The sequence below is a fragment of the Tardiphaga sp. genome, from assembly GCF_025356345.1.
Lineage (GTDB): Bacteria > Pseudomonadota > Alphaproteobacteria > Rhizobiales > Xanthobacteraceae > Tardiphaga.
On sequence record NZ_JANXTC010000295.1, the window covers coordinates 1 to 13528 of the forward strand.

At 62.0% G+C, this 13528-nt stretch carries 10 protein-coding genes; 1 reads left to right on the forward strand and 9 read right to left on the reverse strand.

The window, feature by feature from the left end; translation table 11 throughout:
* The 7 genes from Q0S16_RS18175 to Q0S16_RS18205 form a co-directional block, all read right to left on the reverse strand.
* Positions 1–253, reverse strand: a 253-nt coding sequence (locus Q0S16_RS18175; RefSeq protein ID WP_295850984.1) for a hypothetical protein, incomplete at its 3' end; no start/stop codon positions are given.
* Between the two features lie 507 nt (positions 254–760).
* Positions 761–1105, reverse strand: a complete 345-nt coding sequence (locus Q0S16_RS18180) for a hypothetical protein (RefSeq protein ID WP_295850987.1) — start codon at positions 1103–1105, stop codon at positions 761–763.
* A 124-nt stretch (positions 1106–1229) separates the two neighbouring features.
* Positions 1230–2102, reverse strand: a complete 873-nt coding sequence (locus Q0S16_RS18185) for a transglutaminase-like cysteine peptidase (protein ID WP_295850990.1) — start codon at positions 2100–2102, stop codon at positions 1230–1232.
* A 346-nt stretch (positions 2103–2448) separates the two neighbouring features.
* Positions 2449–3783, reverse strand: a complete 1335-nt coding sequence (locus Q0S16_RS18190) for an HlyD family type I secretion periplasmic adaptor subunit (RefSeq protein ID WP_295850995.1) — start codon at positions 3781–3783, stop codon at positions 2449–2451.
* A complete protein-coding gene (locus Q0S16_RS18195) occupies positions 3770–5929 on the reverse strand; it encodes a type I secretion system permease/ATPase (RefSeq protein WP_295851013.1) in 2160 nt (719 codons plus the stop codon). The genes Q0S16_RS18190 and Q0S16_RS18195 overlap by 14 nt, the downstream gene beginning before the upstream one ends.
* Before the next feature lie 215 nt (positions 5930–6144).
* Positions 6145–7731, reverse strand: coding sequence for a TolC family outer membrane protein (locus Q0S16_RS18200; protein ID WP_295850997.1), 1587 nt, complete (start codon positions 7729–7731; stop codon positions 6145–6147).
* 359 nt (positions 7732–8090) lie between these two features.
* Positions 8091–9503 (reverse strand): mannose-1-phosphate guanylyltransferase/mannose-6-phosphate isomerase, encoded by a 1413-nt coding sequence (locus tag Q0S16_RS18205; RefSeq protein WP_295851001.1) that lies wholly within the window; start codon positions 9501–9503, stop codon positions 8091–8093.
* Positions 9504–9777: 274 nt separating this feature from the next.
* On the opposite strand from Q0S16_RS18205, the gene Q0S16_RS18210 reads away from it, so the two are divergent.
* Positions 9778–10791 carry a glycosyl transferase gene (locus Q0S16_RS18210; protein ID WP_295851004.1) on the forward strand — a complete coding sequence of 338 codons (1014 nt, stop codon included), beginning with the start codon at positions 9778–9780 and terminating at the stop codon, positions 10789–10791.
* A 7-nt stretch (positions 10792–10798) separates the two neighbouring features.
* Here Q0S16_RS18210 and Q0S16_RS18215 read toward each other — a convergent pair whose 3' ends face one another.
* On the reverse strand, positions 10799–12709 hold the full coding sequence (locus Q0S16_RS18215; RefSeq protein ID WP_295851007.1) for a nucleoside-diphosphate sugar epimerase/dehydratase: 1911 nt from the start codon (positions 12707–12709) through the stop codon (positions 10799–10801).
* 2 nt (positions 12710–12711) lie between these two features.
* A partial coding sequence (gene rfaE2 / locus Q0S16_RS18220) for a D-glycero-beta-D-manno-heptose 1-phosphate adenylyltransferase (RefSeq protein ID WP_295851010.1) occupies positions 12712–13528 on the reverse strand: 817 nt, incomplete at its 5' end.

A 13528-nucleotide genomic window follows, 5' to 3' on the forward strand; every position in this document is an offset into this window, starting at 1 on the left:
TCGAGAAGCCGCCGGGCGGGCAGGCCGTGACCGTGGATTGGTTATCGAACAGCACGACCAGCCGGTCGCCAACCCGCACAAAGGTCAGCCTTTCACTGGCAACGTCGGAGAAATCCACGCGGGTGTTGCCATCGAGATGGACGGTCACGGCCTGCCCGCCCGGCGGCTTCTCGATCTTCAGATTCTTGGGCGGCAGATTCGTGGGCGTGGCAGCCGAATTCGACAGCTGGGCGAGCACGACGGGAGCATTCATCGAACAACCTCACGATGGTGGGAGGTCGCTGGTTCGCCCTCCCCGTGAGTATTAAAATATTCTTAAAAATGAATTGACCTCAATAAATCCCGAAAATTTTATAAGGTTTGTCAGCGTGTTGGTTAAATTCGAAAATCAGATTTCATGTTAAGATATGTAAATATCAAAAGTCATTTACTAGACTAGATTCATTTTATTGGATGGGATCAAAGTTATTATTTCGACTACATAAAATATTACTACAGATAAAACCAGTCGACGTACAATTAGCGATGTTTAATACGCTGACTTAATATAATATTCAACCAAGAGAGGACAATAATGCATCGCACAACCTTTCAATATTTGGTGCCTTGATACCAAATGCTTGTTGGGCTGAATGTAAAAAGATTTGTCCTAGCGTCTCAACGTCGTCTCGCAGCCGGCTTGCCTCGCCTCGACGACATCCGGACCCACGGTCTTGACGCCCGCTATTGCGAAAAACCTGGCGCCGATCCTGGTTGCGGATCAGGCGCGAGAAATGGTGCAAGCCACCGGATGATACTTGCTGCGATAGAGCAGCGCGTGATCGCGGATGCCGTCGAGCCAGACCCCGCGGCCAGCATAGCGATAGCCCTGTCCCATCGGGATCAACCGAACGGGCAATGCATGACGCGGCGACAGATGAAGCCGTGCCGTCACGATATCGCCTGGAAAGGTGACCGGCCCGGAGCTCAGCCGGTACGCCGCGCCATTCTGGCAGTCGATGGCGAATTCGGCGCCGGGCAACATCCCCTGCGCGCGCGCCTGAATCGATCCGGCGAGGCCGGGAACGAGCAAAACCCCAAGCAACAACCAATAGCTCAACCGCATCGCCGTCCCCTCGCCTAGCTCCATTACCGCCGCAATAAGATCGCAAAATACGACCTATTACAAGCATAGCGGATATTATCTTGCGAGATATCTCTGAAGTAGCAAACTAGCGGGAGGTAGCGATTTACAGCATCAGCGGCAGACCCTGACCGCTACCCGACAAGCCACTTTCGGCGGCGGGAAGCATGTCGCTTTCACTCTCATGATGCAGCCGCTCGGCATAGGGCGCGGCGAACAGGCTGACGCCCTGATAGTTGATGGCGAACAGCGGCATGAAATGCGGGAGGTCGCGGGTTTCGGCCAGCCGCGAAAAGCGATTGTCCAGCACCAGCCAGCGGTCGTCGATGCGCACGCCGAGCACCGCATGGTCCTCGCGAACCGCGGTATCGCGGACCAGCATCAGCTTGATATCAGCTTCCGCGACGCCGGCCGCGCGCAGCAGTGCCAGTTTCGCGATCGCATAGTCCTCGCAATCACCGGTCCCGGCCGTCAGCGTCTCCAGCGGCGAACTCCACAGATCGGCCACACCATGCTGTTGGAAGTCGCTGACATAACGCACCGCCTGATTGACATCGCGATTGATGATCTCGACCCGCGAGCGCAAGTCCCCAACCGCCGAAGCTGCTTCGTCGAAGGCAATGAATTTCCGGGCACCGGTAGAGCATATATCATTGCCGGATTTGCACCCGTCGATCGACTTCAATTCCGCGCCCATTCGAGCCTCGACGCCGCGCCACTTGGTCCACAGCAGCCCCTCGGGCGCGCGGAAGGTAAACAGGCCGAAGGGCTCGTCGCTAATCGGTGGTATCTGCACGGACGCCGCTACGTCACTCCGCACCTTTGCGCCGACATCCGAGGAGGAGCCCGCGGATGCCAGCTCGATCAGCCTCGATCCAACGGCCCTTGCATCGCGCCTGGCAAGCACCTGGTTGATGGTGAAAAAACGCACCGGCGCGGTCATGACGGCGGGCACGATCTCGACCGCCGGAGCCGGCAAGGCCCTTTTCGTTCGCGCTTTCGCACTCGCCGCGCTGCATCCGCCGGCGCTGAGCAAACCGGCAAGCACGATGACAAACATCCGCGGAAGTGTCCGCGCCTGACTGATACGCAACATGACTGACGCCCCGTTGTCCGGGGCATCGGCCGACGTCTATGCGTCGATCCCTGTCCCGGATCTGATGGGACAAGGAATAATTCGGGGCGGCTTCGGGCCGGTTAAAGCGCGTCAACCAGCGGGAAAATCTCGATCAACGACCTCAACCGCCGGCAAACACATTTGCTCGCATTTTAGCAAACCGGATTCAGATTTCGTTGACTCTGCCAGCCGCGCCCGCGCGCGCGGCTCAGTGCTCGCGAAACGCTTCGTCGCGCAGCGTCCGTGCTGGTTTGACCAGATAATCCAGCACCGATTTTTTGCCGGTCAGAATTTCGACGGTGGCCACCATGCCCGGAATGATCGGCAGCGGATTAGCGGCGGTGCCGAGATGGTTTTTCTCGGTACGCACCATGACACGGTAGAAGGTCTCGCCGCGCTCGTTCTTGTCGCCCTTGTCGTCGGTGATGGTGTCGGCGCTGATCCGCTCGACCCGGCCGTGCAGTGATCCGTAGACCGAGGAATCATACGCGCTCAGCTTGACGACGGCCTCGTGGTCGGGACGGATGAAGGCGATATCCTGCGGACGAATGCGCCCCTCCACCAGCAGGGTATCGTCGAGCGGCACGATTTCCATCAGGCTGGCGCCCGGCGCCACGACGGCGCCGATGGTGTTGACGTTGAGCTTGTTGACGATGCCGTAGACCGGCGAGCGCAGTTCGGTGCGACGAACGCGATCCTGGGCCGACTTGATATTCTCGTCGAGTACCGCCAGATCGCCGCGCGACTTGGCGAGATCGTCTTCGGCCTGCGCGCGAAACGCCGCGCTGACGTTCTTCAGCCGCGACTGGGCTTCCTTCACCGCCGCCTCGGTCTTGACCATCGTCGCCTGTACCACGGCGAGCTGGCCACGCATGTCGGTGGCCTGCCGGTCGGCGCGCAGCATCTCGATCTCGGGCACGACTTTCTGTTCGTAGAGCCGGCGTGTCAGCAGCGTCTCGCGCGTCAGCAGCGTCAGCGTCTCGGCAAACCGCGTTTCGGAGGCGCGCAACTCGTCGATTTCCTTTTTCTTCTGCCATTCCTGCTGGGCGATGACATCGATGTCCTGCGCCAGCTTCCGGGCGTGCGCGTCGAACACGCTGCGCTCGGTCTGCACCGCGCGCGGCGCGATCCGCGTCAGTTCGTCGGGAAATTCGACGATGTCCTTGCCGAAGGTTTCAGCCTCGAGCCGGATCACCCGCGCCGCCATCGCGCCGCGACGCTCGCGGATTTCGCCGAATTGCGAGGCGAAGTTGGTATCCTCGATCCGCGCCAGCGGCTGGTCCTTGTTGACGATGGCACCTTCCTGGACCAGCAATTCGCTGATGATGCCGCCTTCCAGCGATTGCACCACCTGGGTCTGGCGTGACGGCACCACGCGGCCGTTACCGCGCTTGACCTCGTCGAGCACGGCAAAATGCGCCCAGATCAGGAATGCCGCCAGCAGCGCGGTGACGGTGAGCAACAGCATGCGCGACGTCCGCGGCGTTCGCAGCGCGACGGCGGCACGAATATCGTTGGAGAAGGCAAAATCAGACTGCGACATGGGCGGCCTTCCCCTCGGCGCTTGCCGGCTGCGGGCGCAGCCGGGTCAGGATCTGGTCGGCGGGGCCATCGGCGACGATCTTACCATGGTCGAACACCAGGATGCGGTCTACCAGCGACAGCAGCGAGGGCCGGTGCGTCGAGACGATGATCGACATTTCGCCCTTCGCCAGCGCCTTCAGCCGCTCCAGGAATTCGCTCTCGCTGCGCACGTCGAAATGCGCGGTCGGCTCATCCAGAAAAAGCACCCGCGGCTTGCGGATCAGCACGCGGGCCAGGCCAATCGCCTGTTTCTGGCCGCCCGACAGGCTACGTCCGCCCTCGGCGATCATCATGTCGTAGCCCTGGGGGTGGCCGGCAATGAAGGTCTCGACGCCCGACAGCCGCGCCGCGGCCAGCACCTCTTCGTCGGTCGCGGCCGTCCGGCCCAGCGTAATGTTGTCGCGCAGCTTGCCGTAGAACAGATCAGTGTCCTGCAGCACGAAGCCGATCCCGGCGCGAAGATCCGCGGGGTCGTATTGCCGGATATCGATGCCGTCGATCAGGATACTGCCTTCGCTCGGCGGATAGAACGCCGTTGCCAGCCGGCCCACCGTGGTCTTGCCCGATCCGACGCGGCCGATAATGCCGATTTTTTCGCCGGCTCTGACATGGAAGGAAACGCCGTCGAGCGCCTTGGTCGGGCTGTTGGGATAGGAAAAGCTGACATTCCTGAACTCGATACTGCCCTGAGTGACCTCGCGCGCCACATAGATCTTTTCCGGCGGCCGCTCGCGCTCCAGCCCCATCAGGCGATCGATCGAACGCAGCGCCGACGAGGTTTGCGTGGCCCGCGTCATCACCGCGGCGATGCCGGCGATCGGTCCGAGGATGCGTCCGGACAGCATGTTGGCGGCGACCAGCGCGCCTACCGACAGCTTGCCGTCGAGAATCAGGAACACGCCGACCACGACGAGCAACAGGCTGCAGAGCTGGGTGGCGACGCTGGCGCTGGTCATGGCCAGCGACGACCAGAACTGCACGTCCTCGCTCGATCGCGCGGTGGCGGCGACCGAGCGTTCCCACACCGTCTGCACGCGGCTTTCGCCGGCCACGGCGCGCACCGTCTCGATGCCGCTCAGCGATTCGACCAGAATGCCGTGACGGGCGGCGGACTCCGCCTGCAGCCGCCGCATCGCGCGGTCGAGCGGTCGCTGCACCAGCAATCCGACCCCGATCATGACCGGCAGCATCGCCAGCGGAATCCAGGCCAGCGGGCCTGCGATCACGAACAACACGGCGATGAACAGGATCGCAAACAGCATGTCGGTTGCCGAAACCACCGTGCCGGACGTGAAGAACTCGCGCACCGAGTCGAAGTCGCGCATCTGGTTGGCAAGGATGCCGACCGACGGCGGACGCTTGTCCATCTTCACCGCCATCACATGCTCGAAGATATTCGCCGCCAGCACGACGTCGATCTTCTTGCCGGTCATGTCAATGATGCGGCTGCGCACTACCTTGAGCAGGAAATCGAAGGCGATCGCGAGGCCGAGCCCGATCCCCAGCGCGACCAGAGACGGGATCGCCCCGTTTGGAATCACCCGATCATAGACGCTCATGGTGAACAGCGGTGCCGCCAGCGCCAGCATGTTGACGATGAAGGCGGCGACCGCGACATGGCCGTAATTGGCACCGAAGCGGCTCACCACCGACCAGAACCAGTGCTTCTTCGGCAGGTCGCCGGTCGCCACCGCGCGAGGATCTCCGACATTCGCCGGTCGCACGAAATAGGCAAAGCCAGCATATCGCGTCTCGATGAGATCGATGCGCTCGATGGCATCGGCTCCCTGTTTCGACGGATCGGCCAGCGTCATGCGCTTGGCCGCCGGATCGATATCGCGAAGAATTCGCGTCGCGCCATCGTGAAACAGCAACACCGCGGGTAACACCAGCGCCGGGATATCCGCGAGCTTGCGTTCTTTCAGTTCAGCCTCGAGTCCGGCGCGCTGCGCGGCACGCTCATACAGCGCGGCTGTCAACACGCCGCGCTCGACGGGAAGTCCGGCCAACAGCGCGCCGCGGCTGAGGGCTCGGCCATGATACGCGGCCAGATATAACAGACTGTCGGTCAGCGAATCCGTATGATCCGACGGCGGCACCGCCACGGCGGGCTCCGCTTCGTCCGCAGCAACGTCAAACTTGTTTGAAATGATATTCAATGATGCCTCGGAAATACCAGGCGCCTGAACGGCCCAAACACCATCGCCAATTATTACTTAGGGTTGAGCCCTAGCCGCGATCGCGCAAAACAGCCTGCGTTGTCTGAAGCCACGACCAACCGGACTCGGATCAATTCCAAGCCATGGTCATGTCGCTGCGATCATTGCTTGCCGGCGATCGCCGTCTTCGCCGACAAATTGCCCTGCCCGAATGCCCCCGACGCCAGAAACAACGCATTCGCATTCAACGAATCATTCGACGTCCAGCGGTCGCCGAAAGTGACGACCCGAGGCTCCGGTATGAGCGCGAACGGTGAGTTCCAATGCGGGATCGGCAGCACCGTAATCAGCGGTTCGGAACCCGGCTCAGGCGCGGCCAGCAGGATCGGCGGCAGCCGGACGGGAATGAGTCCCAGCGGCTGGCTCTCGATCGGATCAGCTTCGGGCGGCCGACCCGTCTTGAGGTAAGACAACAACTGTCCCATCGCGGCCAGCAACTGATAGTCCGCGAATACGGCCACGCCGCGCGCCGAGACCAGCGATACCTGCGCGTTGAAAAACTGGTTCTGCGAGTTCAGCAGATCGATTAGCGTGCGCTGGCCGAGTTCATATTCCTTATTGTAGGCGGCAAAGGTGCGACGTGCGGCATCGACCTCGCGCAGCAAGGCGGCGGCACGCTCGGAGGTGATGGTACGCGCCGCCCATGCCTTGTCGAGCGATTCGAGCGCTTCCCGTTGCAGCCGCGCATGTTTCTGCTGCTGCTCGATCATGCGTTCGGCGGCCTCGGCGCGCTTCCAACTGTCCTGGCCGCCGTTGAAGATGTCCCAGCTAACCACGACCTTGCCACTGACTTCGTCGTACTTGCCGGGATAGATCACCGAATCACGCCCACGGGTGGCCGAGCCTTCGAGCGCGACATTCGGCACGAACGCGCCCGCGGTGGAGTCGAAGGCCCGCTTCGCGGCGAGCACGTCCGCGCCCGCGGCACGAATGGTCGGATTGTACTTGAAGGCAACGTCGAGCGAGTCGTTCTTGCTCGCCGGCATCTCAGGAAGCCGCCCGGGGAAACGCACGTTGAACGGTTCTAAACCCACCGTCTTGCGATATTTGGCCCGCGCATAATCGAGGCTGAGCCGGAAATCCGCCACCGCGGCTTCGGCAAAAGCCACACGCTCTTCAGCTTGCTGGGTATCACCCTCCCCCGCACGGCCGCCGGCGAAACGGGCACGCACGTTCTTGCGCAGTTCCAGGTGAATCTGCAGATTCTGCTCGGCGAGCGCGACCAGACGAAGATAACGGGTGACATCGACATAGGCCTCGGCGGCGTCCAGCGCGATCAATTCGGTGCGCTCAAGCACCCGAAACGCGGCGGCATCGACGCGGGCGGCCTGGCGCCAGATCTCGTTGATCGACGAAAAGCCGTCAAAAACCAGCTGGGGAACAACGACCGAAGCCTCCCGGCCATTGATGTAGCTTCCGTTACCTACCGGGGCCGGCGTGATATAGCGATTGATCATCGCCGGCCCGGCGTTGGCCTGTAGCCGAATTTGCGGCAGAAGCGCGCTTTGGCTTTGCCCCAGCTCGGCCTCCGTGGCGCGGCGATTAGCCGATGCCTCGCCAACACCGGGGTTTGTTTTCACCGCCTGATTGATGGCGTCCAGAATTGAGAATGGCTCGGCGGCGTGCGCAACCCGCAACCCAAGACCCAGAAAAACAACCACAACGAGCGTTTTTGAAATCTGTTCCATGCTTGAGCGCTAACAAAAGCTGTAACCCGTCGCAACATCAAAAGCCACAATTCACAAAACACAGCCGATGTGTTGCCAGGAAAACACTACTTGGATAAGCAGAACGACATTAATACAAAATAATAAATCTTAAATTGACAGTTTTTTGGAATATAATGTCTTTTTCTTCCATGTTGTTGTTTCCTGAAGCAAACGCATATCTCAAAATGCGGCCCAAAAAGTGTCCTCCGCAATGGGCCGCACGCCGTCAAGGAACTGCAACCTTGAGCTTTAGTTATTTTCCCAAAATAACTTACAACCTCCAGAGGAATCTGGTTTCAATTCGATCAACCAGGGGCTGCATTAAGCTCGTCGCCCGCTTAACTACGCCGGTAATCATCCTCGATGCGAATGATGTCGTCCTCGCCGAGATAGCTGCCGGTCTGGACCTCGATCAGTTCCAGCGGAATCTTGCCGGGATTTTCCAGCCGGTGGGTAGCGCCGATCGGGATGTAAATCGATTCGTTCTCATGCACGGTCTTGACCAGTTCATTGACCGTGACCTGCGCCGCGCCACGCACCACGATCCAGTGTTCGGACCGGTGATGATGTTTCTGCAATGACAGCCGGCCGCCGGATTTCACGATGATGCGCTTGACCTGGTGGCGAACGCCGTTGTCGACCGACTGGTAGGAGCCCCACGGGCGGTGCACCTTGAGATGATCCTCGGTGACCTTGGGCGCCACGGTCCTGAGCCTGGCCACCAGTCGCTTCATGCCATTGGCGTCCTGCTGACGCGACACCAGAACCGCGTCCTGGGTTGCGACCACCACCAGGTCGTCGACGCCCTCCAGCGCCACCACCGCGCCATCGCTGGTCACGTTGCAATTGCGCGAATCCTCGAACACCGCGGTGCCATGCGCGGCATTGCCCTGCACATCCTTGTCGGACAATTCCCACACGGCATGCCAGGAACCGACATCGGACCAGCCGCAATCGACCTGCACCACCGCGGCATGCGAGGTCTTTTCCATCACCGCATAATCGATCGAGATCGCTTTCGCCCGGCCGAACGCCTCGGGATCGAGCGTGATGAAACCGAGATCCCGGCCAGCCTTGCTGACCGCTTCGTTGAGAGTCTCCACGCTCTCGGCATCGACGGCGCTGTATTCTTCCAGCAGCATGGCGGCGCGGAACATGAAGTTACCGCTATTCCACAAATAGCCGGCGTCGATGTAGCCGGCGGCTGTCACCGGATCCGGCTTCTCGACGAATTTTACCACCGCATGGACGCTGCCGGTGATCAGGGCGCCCGGAGAAATGTAGCCATATTCCGTCGCCGCGCGCTCCGGCGTGACGCCGAAGGTCACGATGTGGCCGGCCTCCGCGCCGGCCAGGCCCTCGCGGCAAGCGGCGACAAAGGCGGCATTGTCACCGACCACATGGTCGGCGGCCAGCGCGAGCACCACGGCCTCGCCATCGCGGGTTTGCGCGAACGCCGCGCCGGCGGCAATCGCCGGCCCGGAATCCCGCCGCGCCGGCTCCAGCAGCACATCGGCTGCGCAGCCGATCTCAGCCAGTTGTTCCAGCACCATGAAGCGGTAGGCCGCATTGGTGATCACGATCGGCCGTTCGAACAGGCTGGCATCGGACACCCGCAGAACGGTCTCCTGAAAGGTCGAGCGCGGTCCAAACAGCGGCAAAAACTGCTTCGGACGGCTCTCGCGCGACGATGGCCACAGCCGGGTGCCGGCACCGCCGCACATGATCAGGGGAATGATGCGTTTGTTCATCGGATGATTGAACCTCTTGGCTGCGACAAGGTCACGGCGGCACGACCAGCCTCCGCGCGCAGCGGTTTCGTCGCTACATAGCGTTCGCGGCGTTCTTGCCAACGCAACGCGCCCCCGTCATCCCAAGAAAAAGCCCAAACTGCAAAGCATCTTTCCGTCCATGGTTGCTGGCCTGGCGAGGCCGTGATGGCAATCGCGCCAAAACCGGCTAATAAGAGCCGCTGTTCGCGCCTTGTTCACCGCCTCCATCGCTCCTTCCGCGTTTGCCATCCCGATGCCCGACTCTGATCTGCTTATCCCTTTCGGCGCTGCCACCGTCGCAGCGCTGCTCTGCGCGACCCTGTTGGTCGTCATTCGGCCATTGCTGCTGCGCTACGCGCTGGCGCGCCCGAATGCGCGGTCCTCCCACACGGTTCCCACACCGCAGGGCGCCGGAATCGCCGTCGTGATTTCGACCTTAGTGACAGCATGCGCCACCCTGGCAAATGTCGCTCCCTCCTCCCTGTCCTCGCTGTGGACCTTGGTCGGCGCCACGATTGTCATGGCCGTGATCGGCGCCGCCGATGACATCCGGCCGATTTCGGTAGCGCCCCGGCTGTTGCTGCAAGCGCTGGCCATCGGCGCGGTGCTCTTCGCAGTGCCCGCCGAGTTCCGGATCGTTCCCGACAGCCCGATGTGGATCGAGCGCGGCGTGCTGCTGCTCGGTGGGCTGTGGTTCGTCAATCTCGTCAATTTCATGGATGGTCTCGACTGGATGACCGCGGCGGAGGTGGTGCCGATCAGCGCCGCATTGATACTGATTGGCCTGTTCGGCAACCTCACCCCCTCGATAACCATCATTGCCGCGGCGCTGGGAGGCGCCATGATCGGCTTCGCACCGTTCAACCGGCCGGTCGCCAAAGTATTTCTCGGCGATGTCGGCAGCCTCCCGATCGGGCTGCTGCTGGCCTGGTGCTTCGTCGAACTGGCCTATGCCCACCACCTCGTCGCGGCGATCCTGCTGCCGCTGTATTATCTGGCGGATGCGACGCTGACGCTGTTGCGACGGCTGGTCCGGCGCGAGGCCATCTGGCTCGCCCATCGCTCGCATTTCTATCAACGCGCCACGGACAACGGATTTACGGTAATCCAGGTGGTCTCGAGGGTGTTCGCCCTGAATTTCGGGCTGGCCGCCCTCGCCGGGCTGACGATCTATTTCCGGTCGGCTTTTGTCGATGCCGGCCTGCTGATCATCGGCGCCGGGGCCGTGGCGATCGTGCTGCGGTCCTTCGCCACGCCGCGCCAATGAGCAACGATTAACGTGCTTCGGCGCGATACTCCGGGACGGCGTCCTTGAGGATCGCAACCGCCGCTTCATGCTGATCGGTCGCGATGGCGATGCGCAAATTGGCAAGCCACGCCTTCAGCGTCTCCAGCGGCAATTCGGTCGGTCGCGCCGCCATGATGCCGGAGATGCCGATCTCGCTGGTCGGCTCCGCTTTGGCGAACAGGATCTCATGCATGCGTTCGCCCGGCCGCACCCCGGTGAAAACGATGTCGATATCATAGCCGGGCTGCAGGCCCGACAGCCGGATCATGCGGTCGGCGAGGTCGACGATCTTGACCGGCTGGCCCATACTCAGCACATAGACCGAGGCGTCGGAATGTTGCGCATTCATCGCATGCGTCGCCGCCGTGACCACCAGATCGCAAGCTTCGCGGATGGTCATGAAGTAGCGCACCATGTCCGGATGCGTCACAGTGACCGGGCCGCCGGCCTCGATCTGCGCCTTGAACTTCGGCACCACCGAACCGTTCGACGCCAGCACATTACCGAAGCGAACCGAGATCAGGCGCATCGGCGACTTGCTGGCGCTGCCGCTGCTGGCGTCGCCGTCGAGCGCCTGACAGTACATTTCGGCAAAGCGCTTGGTCAGGCCGAGCATCGAGACCGGCTCGATCGCCTTGTCGGTGGAAATCATCACCATGGCATCCGCCCCCGACGCCAGAGCCGCATCGGCCACGTTGACGGAGCCGAAAATGTTGGTCTTGACGCCCTCGCCCCAGTCGCGCTCCAGGATCGGCACGTGTTTGAGCGCCGCCGCGTGAAACACCGCGTCAGGTTTAAAGGCGATCATCAATTGATGAATGCGGTCGCGGTCGCGGACGTCGGCGATCCGTCCTTCGATGATCGCGCTGGTCACCTTCGCAGCCAGTCGCTCGGTCGCGGCGTGCAGCGCCGGCTCGGAATTCTCGATGATCAACAGGCGGGCGACACCAAAGGTGACAACGCGGTCGCAGATTTCAAAGCCGATCGAGCCGCCACCACCGGTGACCACGATGGCCTTGCCGCGCACGAAATTCTCCAGCCGGGCGTAGTCGATCTTGACGCTGGGTCGCAGCAACAGGTCTTCGACCGCGACCGGCGCCAGCTGCGGCGTGTCGCGACTCTCTTCCAGCGACGGCAGCCGGCTGACGGTGAGCCCGAGTTTTCGCGCCCGCATCAGGACCGATTCCGGCTGCGCTTCGGTTTCGAACGCCGACGGTGTCATCACCACCCGTTCGATCGGCCGGCTACGGCCCTTGAAGTCTTCAACCACGTTGGGCAGATCGTCGATGCCGCCGAGCACCGGCACGCCCCGCAGGTTCTGGCCGCGGTCCGCTGTCGACGGTGACAGGATGCCGACCGGCCACAGCCGCTTTACCGCACCGCTCTCGATGCCCCGCAAGAATACTTCGACATCCGCGGCGCGGCCGATCAGCAGCGTTGGCGCGGCATCGCTCGAAAGCGCCTGGTTGCGGGTACGGGTATAGCGAAAATAGCGATAGGCCAGCCGCGAGCCGCTGAGAAAAAAGACCTCGATGAACCAGTAGATGACGATGGTCGTCTTGCCGAGGAAGAACGTGCCATAGACGTTCGGCGCCAGGAAGATGTAGTCGAGCACCAGCAACGCGATCGACAACACGCTGGCGGCGCGAATGATGTTGAGCAGATCCGGCAGCGATATGAATCGCCACTTGGTGGTGGTCAGATTGAAGACGTAGCAAACGAGGAAGCTGAAGATCACGAAATATGGCAGGATCGTCAGCAGCAACGGGAGACGATCCCACAGGTTCTCGCCGTCGAAACGCAGCACAAAACTCAGGATCACCGCCAGCGCGGTGACCACCGCGTCGTGCAGCGCGATGATCCAATTGCGCCAGGTAAAGTTAAAGATGCGGGTCATGTTCATTGGCCGCCCCCGCGGGCGCGTTCGACCAGCGACGTGGTGCTGAACCCCTGCAGAATATCCACCAGGATCACCTCGCCGCCTTGCGCCGCGACGATCTCGTGACCGACCACCTGCTCGCGGGTGTAATCGCCGCCCTTGACCAAAGTGGCCGGCACAATCTGCGTGATCAGTTCCAGTGGCGTATCCTGCTCGAAAATCACCACCAGATCGACCGCTTCGAGCGCGGCCAGGACTTCGGCACGGGCGCGCTCGTCCTGCAAAGGTCGCTCGGCCCCCTTCAGCCGCTTCACCGACGCGTCGCTGTTGAGGCCGACGATCAGCCGGTCGCAAGTGGCGCGCGCCGCCGTCAGCACCTTGACGTGGCCAGGGTGCAGAATATCGAAACAGCCATTGGTGAAGCCGATGCGCAGCTGCGCCGTCCGCCATTCCGCGAGCCTTGCATCGAGATCGGCCGTTGCGACGATTTTCTCTTCGGCGGCCAGAAAGGCGTGCGGCAAAATCCTGCGGCGCAATTCCGATGCGGTGACCACCGCGGTGCCCTTTTTGCTAACCGCGACCGCCGCGGCCGCGGCGGCCAGGCGCAACGTGGTTTCCCAATCGGCGTTGGCGGCGAGCGTCAGCGCCAGTACGGCGGCAACCGTGTCGCCGGCGCCCGAGACGTCGCGCACCTTCACCGGAAGCGCCGGAACATGGATCGCCTCACCATCACGAACGACCAGCGTCATGCCGTGTTCGCTCTGCGTCACCAGCATGGCCTCGCAGTCGGCGAGATACATCGCGTCCTGGGCGGCGTCGGCAATGCTCTTGTCGGAG